The sequence below is a fragment of the Kingella kingae genome (genome assembly GCF_900475905.1).
GTDB lineage: Bacteria > Pseudomonadota > Gammaproteobacteria > Burkholderiales > Neisseriaceae > Kingella > Kingella kingae.
In genome coordinates this window covers 1,486,200-1,505,327 of record NZ_LS483426.1, presented here as the reverse complement: position 1 = coordinate 1,505,327, position 19,128 = coordinate 1,486,200, and the positions used below count along the sequence as shown (strand labels likewise).

The window sequence follows — 19,128 nt, the reverse complement described above, 5'->3', positions numbered from 1 at the left end:
CTGCCTGAAACGTGCAGGCTGCCTGAAAGCACTTGATTTATTTTTAGTAAACGCGTTTCGCAGGTTTAATGTAATCCACAGTCAAAGGTTTGGTGTGTACAGGTTTGTAGTCCAAACGATTGCCTTCTGAATAGAACAAAGTGTGTTTCATCCATTTTACATCATCGCGTTCCGTGTGGTCGTCTGATGCGTGTGCGCCGCGACTTTCTTTACGCGCTTCGGCAGAAATCATGGTCGCCTTTGCTACTTCCATCAAATTGTCCAACTCCAACGCTTCAATACGCGCGGTATTCCAAACTTGGCTCTTGTCTTTGATTTCCGTGTTTTTCGCACGTTCAACCAACGCCAAAATTTTGTCCACGCCTTCTTTCAAAATTGCGTCTGTGCGGAATACGCCAGCGTGTAATTGGACGGTGCGTTGCAATTCGTTGCGTAATGTGTCCACATTCTCGCCGCCAGTTTGGTTATTCAAACGGTCAAGACGTTGTTTGGTAAATTCGCCAGCATTTTCAGGCAGCGGTTTCCAATCAGGCAAATCGCGTACATATTGCGTCATGCTGTCGCCAGCCGATTTACCGAACACCACCAAATCCAATAGCGAATTTGTACCCAAACGGTTCGCGCCATGCACCGAAGCACAAGCACATTCGCCAGCCGCATACAAACCGCCGACTACTTTTTCAGGATTATCGCCTTCAGGAACAACCACTTCGCCCAAGTAATTCGTTGGGATACCGCCCATCATGTAGTGCGTGGTTGGCACAACAGGAATTGGGTCTTTAATCGGGTCAATACCAGCAAATTGAATAGAAATTTCGCGAATGCCTGGTAATTTAGACATGATTTTTTCTGCGCCAATGTGGTCAATTTTCAACAACACATGGTCTTTATTTGGACCGCAACCGCGACCTTCAAAAATCTCCATCGCCATAGCGCGAGAAACCACATCACGCGAAGCCAAATCTTTTACCGTTGGCGCATAGCGTTCCATGAAACGCTCGCCTTGCGCGTTCAGCAAAATGCCACCTTCGCCGCGTACACCTTCGGTAATCAACACGCCCGCACCTGCTACACCTGTCGGGTGAAATTGCCAAAATTCCATGTCTTCCAATGGAATGCCAGCACGCGCACAAATACCCAAACCGTCGCCCGTGTTCATAAATGCGTTGGTTGAAGATGCGTAAATACGACCTGCACCACCTGTTGCAAACAATACCGCTTTCGCATGAAAAATGTACACGTCGCCACTTTCCATTTCCATAGCCGTAACGCCGACTACATCGCCATTGTCATCGCGAATTAAGTCTAATGCAGTCCATTCCACGAAAAATTGCGTATTCGCACGGACATTTTGTTGGTACAAAGTGTGCAACATGGCGTGTCCTGTACGGTCAGCTACAGCACAAGCACGTTCTACAGCACGTTTGCCGTATTCTGCGGTGTGTCCGCCAAATGGACGTTGGTAAATTTTGCCACTTTCCACACGGTCAAACGGCATGCCCATGTGCTCCAGTTCTACGACCGCATCAACCGCGTTGCGTGTCATAAATTCAATTGCGTCTTGGTCGCCCAGCCAGTCTGAACCTTTTACTGTGTCATACATATGCCAATGCCAGTTGTCTTCTTGCACATTGCCCAAAGAAGCCGATACGCCACCTTGCGCGGCAACGGTGTGTGAACGAGTTGGGAATACTTTTGATAATACGGCTGTATTTAAGCCAGCTTGTGATAATTGCAAAGCAGCGCGTAAACCAGCACCACCTGCACCGACTACCACAGCATCAAATTTACGGATAGGATAAGTCATGGTTTAGCCCCAAATTACATAAAACGAATAAACGGTACACGCAACCAGCCAAATAATGGTGGCGCATTGCAAGAATAGGCGAATGCCAAAGGGTTTGATGTAGTCCATCCACAAATCGCGAATGCCCACCCATGCGTGTAAAAATAGAGCTAAAAACGTGGTTTGGGTGAATACTTTAACCCACGTTGTACCAAAGAATGATTGCCATTCGGTGTAGTCTTTTGCACCCAGCAAGCCAATCAAGAAAAAGAAAAAGAAAACGGTGTAGAGCAACATTAAAACGGCGGTGGCACGTTGCATTGCCCAATCGCGCAAACCGTAGCCTGCGCCTGCTAATTTACGCTTTACCATAAGAAAATCCCCAATGCAAATGCGGTTGCCGCTGCGCCAAACAATACGATGCGAGCCGATTTACGAGCAGCCTGCAATTCCACACCAATGTGTGCATCAATCAGCAAAAAGCGAATGCCTGCAAACAAGTGATGAATAAACAGCCACAAAATGCCCCATAGAATCAGTTTTATGAATGCGTTATCTGCCCATGATTTGTATTGCAAAAACACTTCGCCGCTGCTTAATGAGCCTGCGAGCAACGCTAACAAAATCGGCAAAAATAAAAAAATTGCCACTCCTGATGCGCGATGCAAAATAGACACGATTGCAGGGATAGGTAAATGCTTGATAATGGTAGGCATGTCTAAATAGACAGGTCTTTTTTTGGTTTGCATTATCCGTTCCTTATCAAAATTTTTATAATCAAAAATACGAAAGTGGTGCGTGTTTTTAACTAAACACTAGCAATAATTTACATGGTTTATCGCAATTTGAATAGTCTTATTTGCATAAAATTTAAAAGTAATTTCACAACAAAAATAATGATTATCAACAAGCTAGATTGGGCAAAATAAACTCAACACATTTTAATATTAAAATCGGGAGCTTATTAAAAAGCAGCCTGCACAATGTTTATTGAATGGATACGTCGTGCAGCATTCTTTTTAGAGTGCAGGCTGTTTATAAATACAGTACAATCGCTGTCCTAAAAAATGATTTTAAAATGGTTTTATATGGTACAGCGTTCTAAATCTTCTTCTGCTTGGATGCACGAGCACGTCAATGACCCCTATGTTCAACGCGCTCAAAAAGATGGTTATCGCGCCCGAGCGGCGTATAAATTGCTCGAAATCAACGAAAAAGATAAATTGATTAAAAATGGCACGGCGCTGGCGGATTTGGGCAGCGCACCAGGTAGTTGGTCGCAAATTGCCGCCAAACTGGTGGGCAAAGAAGGCAAAGTTTTTGCGCTAGACATTTTGCCGATGGACGCGCTGGACGGTGTTGATTTTATTCAGGGCGATTTTCGCGAAGAGTCGGTTTTGGCGCAATTTGAGAATTTGCTTGGAAATCGTCCGCTAGACCTTGTAATTTGCGATATGGCACCCAATATGTCGGGCAATGCGGTCATGGACCAAGCGCGAAGTTTTTATTTATGTGAGCTGGCTTTGGATTTTGCTCAAAATCATCTGAAAACAGGCGGTAATTTTTTGGTTAAAGTGTTTCAAGGTAGTGGCTATCAAGAATACATGGCTGCCATGAAAACAGTGTTTGCCACAGTGCAAACGCGCAAACCAGATGCTTCACGCAATCGGTCTAGTGAGATTTATTTATTAGGCAAAAATAAACGCTGACAAGGTGTGCAGGCTGCTTTACAATTCGCTTTCATTTTTTTATTTTATTCTAATTAGGAGCTTGTTTCTGTGGGAAACAATTTAAAAAATCTAGTCGTTTGGGGTACGCTATTTTTAGCCATCGCGTTTGGCGTCAATGCCATGCAAGAAAAGAAAACCAATGGCAAACAAATCGAATATTCTCAATTTATTCAGCAAGTCAAAGCTGGAGAAATCAACAATGTTAATCTAGAAGGTTCGCCAGCAGGCTACGCGATTACAGGCGTGCGCAACGATAGCGACAAATCGACATTTACAACCAATGCTCCTTTGGATGATAGATTAATCAGCACGTTAGAAGAAAACAAAGTTCGTATTAAAGTTACACCAGACGAAAAACCTAGCTTTTTAAGTAGCTTGTTTATGAGCTTGTTGCCTGTGTTATTGTTGATTGCAGTGTGGATTTATTTCATGCGCGCGCAAACAGGTGGTGGCAAAGGCGGCGCATTTTCGTTTGGTAAATCGCGTGCCAAATTGTTGGACAAAGATGCCAACACCGTGAAATTTGCCGATGTGGCTGGCTGCGATGAAGCCAAAGAAGAAGTGCAAGAAATCGTGGACTACTTAAAAGCCCCAGACCGCTATCAATCGTTGGGCGGGCGTGTGCCACGCGGTATTTTGTTGGCAGGTAGCCCAGGTACAGGTAAGACCTTGTTAGCAAAAGCGATTGCAGGCGAAGCGGGCGTGCCATTTTTCAGTATTTCGGGTTCGGATTTCGTGGAAATGTTTGTCGGCGTGGGCGCAAGCCGTGTGCGCGATATGTTTGAACAAGCGAAGAAAAACGCGCCTTGCATTATTTTTATTGATGAAATTGACGCGGTGGGTCGCCAACGCGGCGCAGGTTTGGGCGGCGGAAACGATGAACGCGAACAAACTTTGAACCAATTGCTGGTTGAAATGGATGGCTTTGAAAGCAATCAAACTGTGATTGTGATTGCTGCAACCAACCGCCCAGACGTGTTAGACCCAGCGTTACAACGCCCAGGTCGTTTTGACCGTCAAGTGGTTGTGCCGTTGCCAGATATTCGCGGTCGTGAAGCGATTTTGAATGTTCACGCGAAAAAAGTGCCGCTTGATGAAAGCGTGAATTTGGTGGATTTGGCACGTGGTACACCAGGTTTCTCGGGTGCGGATTTGGCGAATTTGGTCAATGAAGCCGCATTGTTTGCAGGTCGTCGCAACAAAGTGAAAGTCGATCAAAGCGATTTTGAAGATGCGAAAGATAAAATTTACATGGGCCCTGAACGCCGTAGTATGGTCATGCACGAAGACGAAAAACGTGCTACCGCGTATCACGAAGCAGGTCATGCGATTGTGGCGGAAAGTTTGCCGTTTACCGACCCTGTTCACAAAGTAACGATTATGCCACGTGGACGTGCGTTGGGTTTGACTTGGCAGCTGCCTGAACGCGACCGAATTTCCATGTACAAAGACCAAATGTTGAGCCAACTGTCTATTTTGTTTGGCGGTCGCATTGCGGAAGATATTTACGTTGGGCGCATTTCAACTGGCGCATCAAACGACTTTGAACGTGCAACGCAAATTGCGCGTGAAATGGTTACACGTTTCGGTATGAGCGAAAAAATGGGCGTGATGGTGTACGCGGAAAACGAAGGCGAAGTGTTCTTGGGTCGTAGCGTTACGCGCTCGCAGCATATTTCCGAGAAAACGCAGCAAGAAGTGGACGCGGAAGTACGTCGTATTTTGGACGAGCAATATGCGGTTGCGTACAAAATTTTGAGCGAAAATCGCGACAAAATGGAAACGATGTGCAAAGCGTTGATGGAATGGGAAACCATTGACCGTGACCAAGTGCTGGAAATTATGGCAGGCAAGCAACCAAGTCCGCCAAAAGATTATAGCCACAATCTTCGCACTGAAGAATCGGCAGGCGGTGAATTTGCGACTTTGCCTGAATCGGAAACGGTTCAACCGAGTGTGGAAAGTGTAAATAAAACGCCTGAATAAGGTGTAATCAATAAAGTGCAGGCTGCTTTGGAATGGTTCAAAGCAGCCTGCATTTTTTGTTGATTAAAAACGCAGGCTGCTTTTTACATTCCCAAACTCAAACTAGCATCAACCAAACCCGAATCGTGCGGATTTTTCGCCAACACAAACCCGAGTTTGAGTGCCAATTTTTGCATCGGGTGGTTATCCGCCAAAATTTCGGCACGAATTTGGGCGAAACCTTGTTCACGCGCATGGCTAATCAACCGCTGCATCAACATCGTGCCAACGCCTTGACCGTGCAGGCTGCTTGCGATGCTGATGCCAAATTCGCAGCTTTGTCCGTGCGTGTCGGCGGTGTAATGCGCGTGTGCCAATGGTGTGTGTTCGTCATCGTGCAGCAGCAGGGCGTATTCGCGCGAATAATCGGGCTGGCTTAATTTTGCTAACAGCGCAGGCGGGATTTCGGGCGACACGGTCATAAAGCGCAAATAGCGGCTGCGCTCGTCCATGCTTTCGTGCAGGCGTTGCAGCAACACGGCATCTTCGGCGCGGACGGCGCGTAGGCGTACCACATTGCCATTGGCGAGTGTGATGCTTTCTTCTGGCGCGGTCGGGTAGGGCGTGAATACGTTGGGATTGTCTACGCTGTTGGGGTCTTGTAAATTCAATTTGGCATCGGTGCAAGCTATGCCTTTGTCATCATGGTAAAGCAGCGATAGGGTGGTGCTGTGAATTTCAGGCAGCCTGCACAAAATATCGCAGGCGTTGAGCAGCCAATCGCACCATTCGGACACGGGTAAATTTAATTGGTGCAGGCTGCTTATTGCCATTTCGGGCGATATGGGCGGCAGCAGGCTAATTTGCGCGTGTTCGTTGTGTAAATGCAACACTTGTCCAAAGTTGGGCGTGCGTTCCCAATGCCAATGCAGTTGTGTGGGCGTTTTGCTTTTGGGCAAATGATAGGTTTGCAATGCGGTCAGTAAATATGCCGTATTGGTTTTGCCTGCGGGCAACACGGCAACGGGTAGTAGTGGGCGCAAATGTTTGTGCAATTCATCGGCAGCGGCGGCGGCATAGCGATAGTCGTGGAACGATGCCAAAGTGTAGCGTTTTTGTTGATGTTGATAATAGGCGTGTAGCTGCACCAGCGCGTGTAATGCGTGTTCTGGCTGTTTAAAGTGCAGATTTTTTTGTTGATTGAACAAAGCCAGCGTGTCAGCATTGGCAGCAGAGCCAAGCCAAGTGAGCAGCAAGGGTTTGCGACTGTGTTTTTGTAAACCAGAAATTATTTGTGCGATTTGATAGCTGTCGTTGCTGGCTTGTCCTGCATAAATCACCAAAGTGGCATCGCACGAATCGTCTTGCAGACTGTGTTGCACCAACGATTGAAATACCGCAGGCGCAATGTCGGCAGGCAAATCCAAAGGATTATAGGCAGGCGGTTTATAGGGCAGGATTTTGGCTAATGTGCGCGAATTGACATCAGCCAAAAGCAAAGGTGTGTGTGCCAGTGTTTTGCGTGCCAATGCGCTAATGTGCGGCGTGTTGCTGATAATGTGCAAACGATTGCCGCGACTGATGATGCCTGTGTGAATGAGTTTGGCAGCCGTAAAAAATTGCGTCAAAGTTTGCACGCTCAAAATTTTGGCGCGATTTAATGCTTGATTAAACAGCGTTTCTTGCTCCAAATCGGGCAGGGTAGTTAGCACGATAACGGGTTTGCGTTGAGAAGCAGCCTGCAATGCGCTAATCAATTCGCGCGTGTTGTCCAGCACACTCACATGAATCAACAAAGCAGTGGTGCTGGATTCGGTAGCGATAAAATCGATAATTTGCCCTGTGCTAACGGGATAATTTTGCGGATTCAGGGTCACAAAACGGCTAAATTGCATATTGCGTTCACGCGCATATTGCTCCATGCAGCCTGCAATGCCAGCCGATTGTCCAATATAGGCGCAGGCTGCTTGTTTGGGCGGCGCAAGCAAACCTTGTAAACCTAACGTAGTAACCGCCAACAAGGCAATGCCGCGTTTTTGAGCGTATTCAGCGATTTTGTCTAATTTCGCGCTCACGGCTGGGTTGGGCGTGTCGATTTCGTTAATCAGCACCACTTGTTTGATAGGCGTTTTGGCGATTTCGCGCAAAATCGTGCTTAATTTATCTGCCGACAAAATCACAATCGCCATATCGAGTGCAGGCTGCTCTGCTACTGCATCGGCAATATTTTCGTAGGATTTTTGACCGCCAACCGTTTTATGACTGGGATTAACAGGCACAATAATCGGCGCAACCGCATCGGCACACAGTTGCGAAAACACTTGTCGCCCCAAGCTGCCATGACGGTCAGACGCACCAATCACAGCAATCGCTTGCGGATAAAAAACAGAATGAAGAGCGTGAAGCATATAAGATTCCTTTTTTTGCCAATTCAATAACCAAAGCAGCTTGCATTTTGGCGCAAAATCTGCCGAAAATAAAGCAAAATTCTTGTTTATCGATTGCTCTGATACGCATCAAAAAATAAGCAAATTTCTATGCGAATTTACATTTTGTTACAATATAACACATTGAAATGTAAAGAATTTGACATCAAAATGCAATAGGAATATAAATAACGCTAACAGGATTTTTCAACCAGCATAAGGAGTATGCAAAATGAAAGCAATGGCTTATTACGGTGAAAATGACATCCGTTTTGAAGAACACGCCAAACCAACCATTATTGACCCAACTGATGCAGTAGTCCGCATCACCAAAACCACGATTTGTGGCACAGATTTGGGCATTTGGAAAGGCAAAAATCCAGAAATTGATGCAGGTCGCATTTTGGGACACGAAGGCATCGGCATTGTGGAAGAAGTCGGCTTGGCGGTTAAAAACATCAAAGTCGGCGACAAAGTGATTATTTCTTGCGTGTCTAAATGTTGTACTTGCGATAACTGTAAAGTTCAGTTGTATTCACACTGCCGCAATGGTGGCTGGATTTTGGGTTACATGATTAACGGCACACAAGCAGAATTTGTGCGTACGCCTTATGCCGATAATAGCTTGATTGTGTTGCCAGACGATGTAAACGAAGAAGTGGCGTTGTTGCTGTCAGACGCATTGCCAACCGCACACGAAATTGGCGTGCAATATGGTGATGTTTGCCCAGGTGATACCGTGTTTATTGCAGGCGCAGGCCCAGTAGGTATGTCTGCATTGCTGACGGCGCAGTTATACAGCCCATCTAAATTGATTATGTGCGATATGGACGAAAACCGCTTGAAAATGGCAAAAGAATTGGGCGCGACACACGTTGTGAATCCAGCTTCGGGCGATGTGGCGAAACAAGTGTTTGATATTGTTGGCACAGATGGTGTGGACGTAGCGATTGAGGCGGTTGGCTTGCCAGCAACTTGGGATATGTGTCAAGACATCGTGAAAGCAGGTGGTAACGTGTCTGTGGTGGGTGTACACGGTAAACCAGTTGATTTCAAACTAGAAAAATTGTGGATTAAAAACTTGACCATTACCACAGGTTTGGTAAACGCGAACACAACCGAAATGTTGATGAAAGCGATTTCAACCAGCAGCGTGGACTATACCAAAATGCTGACGCACCATTTCAAATTCAGCGAATTGGAACAAGCATACGATGTGTTCAAACACGCATCTGAACACAATGCGATGAAAGTCGTTTTGACCATGGATTGATGGTTGTTTGAATAAAAAAGCAGCCTGCACTTTTTGATAAATAGAAAGTGCAGGCTGCTTTTTATTGTTACGATTTATTTCGCGCAACGAAAGCCCAAGTTACTCAACACAAACGGTGCTTGCAAACTGGTGCGAATGCCATAGCGCATAAACGCTGCATAATTGCTTGGGTCGGTGCTATTGCTACTGCCACCACCGCAAAACAAGCTGGAATTGGCTGAACCTGCGCTGAGTAAGCTACTGTTATAGTCTTCGGTCCACTCCCAAATCATGCCGTGCATATCGTGTACGCCCCAAAAATTTGGCTTGTCTTTGCCTACTGAACGCAAACTTTGTTGTCCGCTGGCATACCAATCTAAAATACGGCGATTGTAGCCTTCTTCGCTTGTGCCATTGGCTTGGGTTTCCGATGCCAAGCCAGCGTATTCCCACTCATCAATCGTTGGCAAGCGCTTGCCTTGTGACGTGCAATACGCATGAGCCGCAAACCAAGAAACATTGACCACAGGTTTATTGGCATCGGCAGGTTTGTAGGTATAGTCACTGCCTTGTTTGAGCCAATGGGTCAAATATTTGCTTTCTGCATGGCGAGTTGAAACTTTGCCACGCTGCCATTGCGGATTTTGCTTGATAAATTGAGCAAATTCAGCGTTGGTTACAGCAGTTTTGTCCAAGCTAAACGCTTTAACAGGAATCAGTGGTGTATTTTTTTTAAGGTACAAAGGGCGATAGCTACCACCTTTAATGTTTACCATATCTGCTGCGTGCAGGCTGCTTATGCTTAATGTGGTTGCTAAAAAAATCAAACGAATATTCATGAAAATGTCCCTTTCTTGAATGCGCTAAAACTGCCTGAACCGTTCCAGAGTTACAGGCAGTTTCTTTACTTACAAGGTAATCGTTGTGGTATTACTTGCGAGCAGCAGCAATTTCTTCAGGTTTTACTTCGCCGCCTTTGTTGCCAAAGCTGTTCAACACGAAAGTCAATACGTTGGCAGCATCTTCGTCATTCAATGCAACGGCTGGCATCACGCTGTTGAATTTTTTGCCGTTTACAGTGATTTCGCCTGACAAGCCTTTTACAACCGCTTGGATACCGCGTTTGTAGTCCGCGTTCAAGTAATCTGATTCAGCCAATGGAGGGAATGCACCTTCCACGCCTTTACCTTCTACGCCGTGACACGCCAAGCAGTTTGCTTTATAAACGGTTTCACCCAGTTTGATGCGGTCTTCTTTGCTAGAAGCAGTAGCAGGGCCTGCTGCTACTTTTGCAGTTTCGCTAGCAGTCAAAGGAGCGGTTTGAATCGCACCACCTTCGCTATGGTAAATACCTTCGGTCAATTTACCAGAGAAGATGTCTTTGTTTTCTTCGCCTTCTACTTTGATTTGACCCAGCGCACCTTTGTTAAACGTACGGAAGATAGAGTGGTCAACCAAGTTGTATGTACCAGGAACATCTACTTTGAAATCAACAATTGCCGCGCCACCAGCAGGTACTAATGTGGTTTGAACGTTGTGGTTTTTCAATGCGCCGCCTTCTACATAAACGGTATCAAAAATCTCACCAATCACGTGGAATGAAGACACCAAATTTGGACCGCCATTACCTACGAATAAGCGGATTTTGTCGCCCACTTTGGCTTTAAGTGCATTATCGCCTGCGATAGAACCTACATTGCCGTTGAATACAACGTAATCAGGTTGTTCGCGAATCGCTTTTTCCATGTCGAATGGTTGCAAGCCAGCTTCACCGTATTTACCTTTGGTATAAAAGTCGCCTTGAACCACATAGAATTCTTTGTCCACAGGTGGCAAGCCCTCTTTTGGTTCAACCAAAATCAAACCATACATACCGTTGGCAATGTGCATACCCACGGGTGCAGTTGCACAGTGGTAAATATACAAACCAGGTTGCAAGGCTTTAAAGCTGAAATTGCTCACGTGACCAGGCGCAGTAAATGATGCTTCTGCACCACCGCCAGGACCTGTTGCTGCGTGAAAGTCAATGTTGTGTGGCACAGTAGAATCCGAACGGTTAGCAAATTCTACATCTACAATATCGCCCTCGCGTACACGAATCATTTGACCAGGTACTTGACCGCCAAATGTCCAGAATTTGTATTCCACGCCGTCTGCCATACGCATAACTTTTTCTTGGATTTCAATTTTCACTTTCACGCGAGCAGCATGATTACGATTAACTGGTGGTGGTGCTTCTGGCGCATGAGTTAAAACTGCATCAATGACAGGCAAGTCAGCAGCAGCTACTTCTGGTTCAGATGCAGCTTGAGCTGGCGCAGCTTGTGCAGGGCTAGAAGCTGCGGTTGTTTCAGCAGGTTTTGTAGAAGCGGGTTCTGCAGGTTTTGCAGAGGTTTGTGGCTGCTGGCACGCAGTTAGCGCAAAAGCCGAAGCAATAAGAGCAGCTAAAGTACAGATTTTCATGGTTTAAGTTCCTTATGTTATGGAGGGGAAAGATATTATCAAAGCAGCCTGCATTGTGCAGTTGCGACTAATTTTTTTAATCCGTTTAATCCAAAGGTCACATCAGGTTTATAGTGCTTAATTATTAATTATTTTAGAAAATTGGGCATATCTTTGCATAAATTAATTTGAATGCATTATCTGTTAAGAATGGTTTAGGTACTTTGATTAAAATCAATAATTCATTTTATTTGATTATTTCTTTTTGTTTTGTTTAAAAAATTGATTATTAAGAATTTTTAAATAGATGAATATTTTTTACATGATAAAAATCAAGAAATAATCACATTTTTCAGGTAAAAGTGTCAACAATACAATACAATCGTGCTACAATCTTTAACATTCATAATTAATGAATTAATATGAAGTAAATAACGTTTTATCCACTTAAAATTTTTAGGAGCACAACATGGGGCAGTATAAAAAGCTGTGGTACATATTGATTTGTGTACTGACCATTACTTTCGGGCTACTGGGCTATTTGGGGGTTGAGGTTTACCGTCAAGCACCACCATTCCCAGAGCAATTTGTTTCAGCATCGGGTCAAACCGTTATTACCAAGGACAATATTTTGCAAGGTCAATCGGCTTGGCAAAGTACAGGTGGTATGGAGTTGGGTTCGGTTTTGGGTCATGGCGCATACCAAGCCCCAGACTGGACAGCCGATTTCTTGCACCGCGAATTGGTGGCATGGTTGGAATTGACCGCTCAAGCCGAACATGGCAAAAAATTTGATGAATTGACAACTGAGCAAAAAGCGGCGTTGCAATTCCGTTTGAAAACCGAATACCGTGAACAAAGCGCAATGGATGAATCAGGCACAGTTAAATTGTCTGATACACGTGTAAAAGCGATTGAGCAAGTTTCACAATACTACATTGATTTGTATGGCGACAATCCTGCGTATGACAAAACACGCGACAATTTTGCCATGAAAACCAATACATTGCCTGATGCAGAAGCGCGTAAAAACTTAACTCGCTTCTTCTTCTGGACTTCTTGGACAGCATCGGCAAATCGCCCAGGTTCAGTAGCAACTTATACCAACAACTGGCCACACGAGCCGTTGATTGATAACAAACCGACAACTGAAAACTATATGTGGTCGTTTGCGTCTGTGGTGTTCTTGTTGATGGGTGTGGGTTTCTTGGTTTGGGGCTACCACTTCTTGCGTAGTCATGAAAAAGAGCCAGAAGCACCGGCGGCTGACCCATTGGCAAAAATTGTATTGACTCCATCACAAAAAGCGTTGTGGAAATACGCTGCTTTGACTGTGATTTTGTTCATCGTGCAAATTTTGTTGGGTGGCTTGGTGGCGCACTACACGATTGAAGGTCAGCATTTTTATGGCATTCCATTGTCTGACATTTTGCCTTACTCGTTGGCGCGTACTTGGCACTTGCAATCTGCCTTGTTCTGGATTGCGACTGGTTTCTTGACTGCTGGTTTGTTCATTGCCCCTGTGTTGAACGGTGGCAAAGACCCTAAATTCCAAGCTTTGGGCGTGAACTTGCTGTATGTGGCATTGTTTATTGTGGTAGCAGGTTCGTATGCAGGTAACTTCACTTCTATCGTGTTGAACAAATTGTCTGGTAGCGCAAACTTCTGGTTTGGTCATCAAGGTTACGAATACTTGGACTTGGGTCGCTTCTGGCAATTATTGCTAACTGTTGGTTTCTTGTTGTGGTTGTTCTTGATGTTGCGTTGCGCGTTGCCAGCGTTCAAACAAGGCGGCGACAAAAACTTGCTGACGATTTTCGTAGCATCGATTGTGGGCGTAGGCGCGTTCTATGCACCAGGCTTGTTCTATGGTGAACACACGACTTTGGCAGTTATGGAATACTGGCGTTGGTGGGTGGTTCACTTATGGGTGGAAGGCTTCTTTGAAGTATTCGCAACCGCAGCCTTGGCGTTTATTTTCTACAACTTGGGCTTGGTGAGCTACAAATCGGCTACAACCGCATCATTGGTTGCCGGCAGTTTGTTCTTGGTAGGCGGTGTACCTGGTACATTCCACCACTTGTACTTTACAGGTACAACCACACCAGTAATGGCGGCAGGTGCATCGTTCTCTGCATTGGAAGTTGTGCCATTGATTCTGTTGGGTCATGAAGCGTATGAACATTGGTCTTATCAACACGCTGCACCTTGGATGAAGCGTTTGCGTTGGCCTTTGATGTGCTTCACCGCCGTAGCATTCTGGAATATGTTGGGCGCAGGTGTATTTGGTTTCTTGATTAACCCACCTATCCAATTGTTCTACTTGCAAGGTTTGAACACCACTGCAGTACACGCTCACGCAGCATTGTTTGGTGTGTATGGCTTCTTGGCATTGGGTTTTGTGTTGTTGGTTGGCTGCTACATCAAGCCAGACTTTACTTACAACGAAAAACAAATGACCATCGGCTTCTGGTTGCTGAACGGTGGCTTGGTTGGCATGATTGTATCTAGCTTGTTGCCAATCGGTATTTTCCAAGCAGCAGCGTCTATTACACATGGTTTGTGGTATGCACGCAGCGAAGAGTTCGTTCAACAAGGATTCTTGGAAATGTTCCGCTGGATTCGTACTTTGTCTGACTTGGTGTTTATTAGTGGCGCATGCTTCTTTGCGTTCCAAGTAATCAAAATGTCTTTGAGCAAAGATAAAAAAGCCTAAACATTGGCGTGATGTATAGAAAAGCAGCCTGCACTTTTGATGATACAAGAGTGCAGGCTGCTTTTTATTTGAAGTTGTATTGTATTAAGTTACTCTTTTGGGGATGACAGAATCAAAATTTTCTTATTATAGTGGTTTAAATTTAGATTAGGACAAGGTGACAACGACCGCCGTGTACAGCTAGTACATAAGGGAGTTGGCAACGCGGTACTAATCTAAATTTAATTCACTATAATACACCATACGGAATTCTTGTTGTGATAGCTTTGAATCAAGTGAAGTATAAAGCTGTTGAAACATTACTAACTATATTCATAAAGAAATCGAGTGTAACCAACAAAAAATATAAAGGCATACTTGTAGTAGTATGCCTTTTTTGATAAAGCCATTTATTTAGTTTATTTTTGGGTGAAATTGCCCACTGCGGATTAGTTTGATTTATGCAAAATACGTCCACAAAACGTACACAATAAAAAATAAAGAGTTAAGTACAAAACCTAACTCTTTGATTTATCTGGTGGGTCGTGAGCGATTCGAACGCTCGACCAACGGATTAAAAGTCCGCTGCTCTACCGACTGAGCTAACGACCCGAAAGATTTACATGATACAGACTAGCTACTAATATGTCAAGCAAATTATTCGCCAAATAACGCGCCTGTGGCATCACCTGAATTAGATTGTCCGCCGCTATTGGACATAGGCGTTAGCGTACGCTCTACTGCTTCTTGTCGGCGAACTGGGATCGGATTAGGTGTAAGTTCTCTAGCTTGTTGGATTTGCAGTTTATTAGTTGGTTCTAACGCACGCTCTTGTACAACTTCTGTTACAGGTTCAATTGCAGTGACAGGTTTTTTGGTTTGCCTGCGAGTAGGTGGTGCCGCAACAGGCTCGGCTTGGGTTATTTCTTCTGTTGGTTCAGAAGCTGCTTGTGTGATTTCATCAATAGCGGCTATTTTGTTTGCAGGCTGAATAGGAGCAGATGCGCTTTGTGTGCTCACTTTGCCATCTGGCGATAAAATTTGAATTTGCTTTGCTTGCTCTTGCTGTTGTTGATAATTTTCGGCTGTGGTTTGTGGTGTTCGACTGATTTCTTGGTAAAGCAAATAAATCAATCCAGCTACGGTGAATGTACCTAACGCCAATAAGGTAATCATAATATTGGCGAAAGTGATACGGCGTTTCTGGGGTTTTACATTTTTTGACATGAGGTTTCCAATGTGCAGGCTGCTTTTAATTATTGCACGGTATTGCTGGTTTGTGTGGCGGACGATGGCTGATAATTTTCAAATAAAGTAACGACACGGTGTACACCAGAAGTGGTGCTAACGCGTTCTACTACTGCGGCTTGTTGTTGCGGTGTTAGAACACCCAGTAAATAAGTAATGCCATTATATGTAACCACTTTGACATGCCCTGCGTACACGTCCGGCACGGTAAACAAGCGGCTGCGGATTTTTGATGTTATCCATGTATCGTAGTTGATATTGGATAGGGTGCGATTCGCAGAAGATAGCTGAATATGGTTGTACACAGTTTCTTGATTTTTTTCGCTGCGTGCAACTTGCTCGGCAGCTTGTCGCTCGGTTTCGGTTGGCACTTGCCCCAGCAAAAGGATTTTTCGGTTGTAGCTAACAACTGACACGGATGCGGTTGTTTGTGGGTTGATTTGTTTGATGGCTGTCATCGCATTGTTTTTAACGCGCAATTCCATCACTTCGTCATCGGTTTGCGAACCTGTGCTGCGGCGGTCGGCAATTGAATTTACGCCAACAGCAGCCGTACCCAATGCAGCCGCCACGCAGCCGTTTAGTACGAATATGGCGGTTAAAACAGTAGCAACCAATTTAAGGCGATAGGGTAAGGTAGTCATCATTTATCTCGTCTAGTCAATTACGGAAGAACTGGATTTTAACGTGTTTTGTATCAATTCGCTATATGTTTGAAAGTGCAGGCTGCTTTGTTCAGGAAACAACAAAGCAGCCTGCACTTTGAATGATGATTTATGCTATGCCGTCCATCAACATCGTATCAATGCTGTCGCAAATCGCGTGAACCAACAAAATATGCACTTCTTGAATGCGAGCGGTGCGCGGATACGGCACGTTGAGTAATACGTCGCCGTCTTTCAACATTGCGGCGATTTTTCCGCCGTCGCGTCCTGTGAACGCCACGACTTTCATGTCGCGTTCGTGGGCGGCTTTAATTGCTTCAATGACGTTGCCCGAATTGCCTGATGTGGAAATGCCGATTAACACGTCGCCAACGCGCCCCAATGCGCGAACTTGTTTGCTGAAAATATGGTCAAAGCCGTAGTCGTTGCCAATGGCGGTCAGCGCGGACGTATCGGTGGTCAGCGCGACGGCGGCTAATTCCATGCGTTCTTGCTCAAATCGTCCTGTCATTTCGGCGGCGAAATGTTGCGCGTCGGCGGCTGAACCGCCATTGCCACACGCTAAAATTTTGCCGTCGTTGGTTAATGCGTTGAACATCAGTATAGCGGCTTCGGCGGTGGCTTCGCTCAATACTTCTTGCGCTAACTGTTTGACTTTAATGCTTTCTTCAAAATGTGCGCTAACACGTTCTTGTAAATTCATGTGGATTATCCTGTGATGTTGGTTAGCCATTGCGGTGCATTGTTGCCTTGCAGCAAAACGGCATCTAAACGGCATGGGGTGTTTAATTGGTTGATTTGTAAATAATATTCTATACTGCGTTGCAATTTGGCGAGTTTTCTGGAGGTAATGCTGTATGCTGCACCGCCAAACGCGGCGGATTTACGGAATTTCACTTCTATAAATAATAACTTATCGCCCAATCGCATGATTAAATCAATTTCGCCGTAAGGGCAATGCCAATTCCGTGCTACGAGTTTGCAGCCTTGTGTTTGCAAAAAGGCGAGTGCGCGGTCTTCGGCGGCTTTGCCTGTTGGGTGGGTTAATTTCATTTTTAAGCAGCCTGCACTTTCCGCGCTGCCTGTTCCGCCGCCGTCAGCGCAATTTTATCGCGAATATACAGCAATTTGGCAAATTCAGGCGCACACGCCACATAACGCCCACTTTGTGCCAACGCCAAATAATCCGCCGCAGTCGGCATATTTAAGTTGCCCGAAAATGCTGGCGGTTCGGTAAGCGCAAACGCATTGCCCACGCCTTTTGCGTTTTCCGCGATTTGGTTTTCAGGCAGCGCGATTTCGCTGGCTTTGCCTACGCTGTAATCACTCAAACGGCGATGATTTTTCGTGTCAAACCATGCGTAAAACACTTCGCCCATTCGCGCATCGGTAGCGGCTAACACGCATTCATGATTGGGAATTTGATAGGCAACCGCGTCCAAACACGGTACGCCAATCATCGGCGTGCCAAACGGTGTCGCCAAACCTTGTGCCACGCCCACGCCAATCCGCAAACCTGTAAACGCGCCTGCACCTTTCGCATACACAATCGCGCCCAAATCCACCGCCGTGCAATCAGCTTGCGCGAATAATTCGGCAATGCGCGGCAAAATTTGCGCGGATTGTTTGTTGCCGACTTCTTTGTGAAACGAAAAGTGCAGGCTGCTTTTGTGTAGCGCGAGCGATAAAAAAGTGGTGCTGGTGTCAATGGCGAGAATAGGGCGCGTGAAATCGGGTTGCATTGTGTTTACTTCAATAAAAAATTGGGCAAAATTATAGCACGCGAAATAGTGCAGGCTGCTTTTGAGTCAGACTATTTATTTCAACTCTTTAATCACACGCGTAGGGCAGCCACTAATCAACACATTGTCGCCAAACGATTTCGTCACCACCACGCCCGAAGCGACCACGACATTATTCCCCAACGTAACATTTGGATTGATAATCGCGCCACCGCCAATCCAGCAATTATCGCCAATCGTAACAGGCTGACCCGATTCGCCGCCGTTTAGTCGTTCTTCTGCGTTCAAAGGATGGGCGGCGGTAAAAATTTTCACGTTCGGCGCAAGCAAAGTTGGCTGGATTGAAAGAATCGGCGCAAATTGTAGCATGGCCCAATGTGCAGGCTGCTTGCGCTAGGCGATGTTTTCTTAACAGGAAAGATTGTTTAAACCATAAATAGCTATTCAAAATAACGCGAAATCGTTATCATACAAGTGTTTTTTTCACTCTTAATAGAAGGATTAGGATTATGTCAGTACAAGTTCTGCAACAAATCGCCGAAATACGCCGTTCTGTTTACGCTTTGAACAAAGATTTGCCGATTGCAGCCAGCGAAGTCGCAAAAATCGTAGAACACGCGATTAAGCACACACCATCGTCTTTTAACTCGCAATCCACTCGTGCAGTGGTTTTGTTTGGTGCGGAACACGAAAAATTGTGGGACATTGCCATCAACGAATTGCGTAAAATCGTGCCTGCGGGAAACTTCCAGCCAACCGAAGACAAATTGAATATGTTTAAAGCAGCAGCAGGCAGCGTGTTGTTCTTTGAAGACCAAAAAGTAGTCAAAGGTTTGCAAGAGCAATTTGTGGCTTATGCAGCCAACTTCCCTGTGTGGGCAGACCACGCGGACGCGATGACGCAATACGCGATTTGGACGACGCTTGCCGCAGCAGGCGTGGGCGCGAACTTGCAGCACTACAACCCTGTGATTGACGCAGAAGTAGCAAAAACATGGAATATCCCTGCCGATTGGACTTTACGCGCACAGTTGGTGTTTGGCGGCATTGCTGCACCTGCTGGCGAAAAAGCGTTTAACCCGATTGAAGAACGTTTCCAAGTTCACGGTTTATAATTTGGTTGATTAAAAAGCAGCCTGCACTTTGGTTTGACAAAAAGTGCAGGCTGCTTGGTATT

Annotated in this window: 17 protein-coding genes and 1 tRNA gene; 5 read left to right on the top strand and 13 right to left on the bottom strand. The window is 45.5% G+C overall.

Annotated features, from left to right (window positions below; genetic code table 11):
* Positions 1-43: 43 nt before the first annotated feature.
* Genes sdhA through sdhC form a run of 3 tightly spaced genes read right to left on the bottom strand, consistent with a single transcriptional unit; the run spans position 44 to position 2,535 of the window.
* Positions 44-1,807 carry a succinate dehydrogenase flavoprotein subunit gene (sdhA, locus tag DQN52_RS08035; protein WP_003786754.1) on the bottom strand — a complete coding sequence of 588 codons (1,764 nt, stop codon included), beginning with the start codon at positions 1,805-1,807 and terminating at the stop codon, positions 44-46.
* Between the two features lie 3 nt (positions 1,808-1,810).
* Positions 1,811-2,158, bottom strand: a complete 348-nt coding sequence (gene sdhD / locus DQN52_RS08030) for a succinate dehydrogenase, hydrophobic membrane anchor protein (protein WP_003786756.1) — start codon at positions 2,156-2,158, stop codon at positions 1,811-1,813.
* Positions 2,152-2,535 carry a succinate dehydrogenase, cytochrome b556 subunit gene (gene sdhC / locus DQN52_RS08025; protein WP_003786758.1) on the bottom strand — a complete coding sequence of 128 codons (384 nt, stop codon included), beginning with the start codon at positions 2,533-2,535 and terminating at the stop codon, positions 2,152-2,154. The genes sdhD and sdhC overlap by 7 nt, the downstream gene beginning before the upstream one ends.
* Positions 2,536-2,874: 339 nt before the next feature.
* Between sdhC and rlmE the strand changes: the two genes are divergently transcribed.
* Both rlmE and ftsH read left to right on the top strand, forming a co-directional pair.
* Positions 2,875-3,495, top strand: a complete 621-nt coding sequence (rlmE, locus tag DQN52_RS08020) for a 23S rRNA (uridine(2552)-2'-O)-methyltransferase RlmE (protein ID WP_032827747.1) — start codon at positions 2,875-2,877, stop codon at positions 3,493-3,495.
* 69 nt (positions 3,496-3,564) lie between these two features.
* Entirely contained in the window at positions 3,565-5,502 is a 1,938-nt protein-coding gene (ftsH, locus tag DQN52_RS08015; protein WP_003786762.1) for an ATP-dependent zinc metalloprotease FtsH, read from the top strand.
* A gap of 83 nt (positions 5,503-5,585) precedes the next feature.
* On the opposite strand, the gene DQN52_RS08010 is transcribed toward ftsH, so the two are convergent.
* A complete protein-coding gene (locus DQN52_RS08010) occupies positions 5,586-7,889 on the bottom strand; it encodes a bifunctional acetate--CoA ligase family protein/GNAT family N-acetyltransferase (RefSeq protein ID WP_003786763.1) in 2,304 nt (767 codons plus the stop codon).
* A gap of 250 nt (positions 7,890-8,139) precedes the next feature.
* Between DQN52_RS08010 and DQN52_RS08005 the strand changes: the two genes are divergently transcribed.
* Entirely contained in the window at positions 8,140-9,180 is a 1,041-nt protein-coding gene (locus DQN52_RS08005; protein ID WP_003786765.1) for a zinc-dependent alcohol dehydrogenase family protein, read from the top strand.
* A 74-nt stretch (positions 9,181-9,254) separates the two neighbouring features.
* Here the strand turns inward: DQN52_RS08005 and DQN52_RS08000 are convergent, their stop codons facing one another.
* Both DQN52_RS08000 and nirK read right to left on the bottom strand, forming a co-directional pair.
* Positions 9,255-9,998 (bottom strand): formylglycine-generating enzyme family protein, encoded by a 744-nt coding sequence (locus DQN52_RS08000; RefSeq protein WP_003786766.1) that lies wholly within the window; start codon positions 9,996-9,998, stop codon positions 9,255-9,257.
* Between the two features lie 91 nt (positions 9,999-10,089).
* Entirely contained in the window at positions 10,090-11,622 is a 1,533-nt protein-coding gene (gene nirK, locus DQN52_RS07995) for a copper-containing nitrite reductase (RefSeq protein ID WP_003786767.1), read from the bottom strand.
* A gap of 448 nt (positions 11,623-12,070) precedes the next feature.
* Here nirK and DQN52_RS07990 point away from each other — a divergent pair, with 448 nt between their 5' ends.
* Positions 12,071-14,317, top strand: a complete 2,247-nt coding sequence (locus DQN52_RS07990) for a nitric-oxide reductase large subunit (RefSeq protein ID WP_003786769.1) — start codon at positions 12,071-12,073, stop codon at positions 14,315-14,317.
* Positions 14,318-14,832: 515 nt separating this feature from the next.
* Here the strand turns inward: DQN52_RS07990 and DQN52_RS07985 are convergent.
* The 7 genes from DQN52_RS07985 to DQN52_RS07955 all read right to left on the bottom strand — a co-directional run bounded on the left by DQN52_RS07985 (position 14,833) and on the right by DQN52_RS07955 (position 18,320).
* Positions 14,833-14,908 (bottom strand) — tRNA-Lys (locus DQN52_RS07985).
* Positions 14,909-14,953: 45 nt separating this feature from the next.
* Entirely contained in the window at positions 14,954-15,523 is a 570-nt protein-coding gene (locus tag DQN52_RS07980; protein ID WP_003786770.1) for a hypothetical protein, read from the bottom strand.
* A 29-nt stretch (positions 15,524-15,552) separates the two neighbouring features.
* Positions 15,553-16,188 (bottom strand): BON domain-containing protein, encoded by a 636-nt coding sequence (locus DQN52_RS07975; RefSeq protein WP_032827710.1) that lies wholly within the window; start codon positions 16,186-16,188, stop codon positions 15,553-15,555.
* A gap of 130 nt (positions 16,189-16,318) precedes the next feature.
* Positions 16,319-16,912 (bottom strand): phosphoheptose isomerase, encoded by a 594-nt coding sequence (locus DQN52_RS07970; protein ID WP_003786775.1) that lies wholly within the window; start codon positions 16,910-16,912, stop codon positions 16,319-16,321.
* A gap of 5 nt (positions 16,913-16,917) precedes the next feature.
* Positions 16,918-17,262 carry a YraN family protein gene (locus DQN52_RS07965; RefSeq protein ID WP_003786777.1) on the bottom strand — a complete coding sequence of 115 codons (345 nt, stop codon included), beginning with the start codon at positions 17,260-17,262 and terminating at the stop codon, positions 16,918-16,920.
* 2 nt (positions 17,263-17,264) lie between these two features.
* Complete coding sequence (gene tsaB, locus DQN52_RS07960; protein ID WP_003786779.1) at positions 17,265-17,951, bottom strand: tRNA (adenosine(37)-N6)-threonylcarbamoyltransferase complex dimerization subunit type 1 TsaB; 687 nt, start codon at positions 17,949-17,951, stop codon at positions 17,265-17,267.
* A gap of 75 nt (positions 17,952-18,026) precedes the next feature.
* Positions 18,027-18,320 carry a DapH/DapD/GlmU-related protein gene (locus DQN52_RS07955; protein WP_003786781.1) on the bottom strand — a complete coding sequence of 98 codons (294 nt, stop codon included), beginning with the start codon at positions 18,318-18,320 and terminating at the stop codon, positions 18,027-18,029.
* A 140-nt stretch (positions 18,321-18,460) separates the two neighbouring features.
* Here DQN52_RS07955 and DQN52_RS07950 point away from each other — a divergent pair, with 140 nt between their 5' ends.
* Complete coding sequence (locus tag DQN52_RS07950) at positions 18,461-19,066, top strand: nitroreductase family protein (RefSeq protein ID WP_003786783.1); 606 nt, start codon at positions 18,461-18,463, stop codon at positions 19,064-19,066.
* The last annotated feature ends 62 nt before the right edge of the window (positions 19,067-19,128 follow it).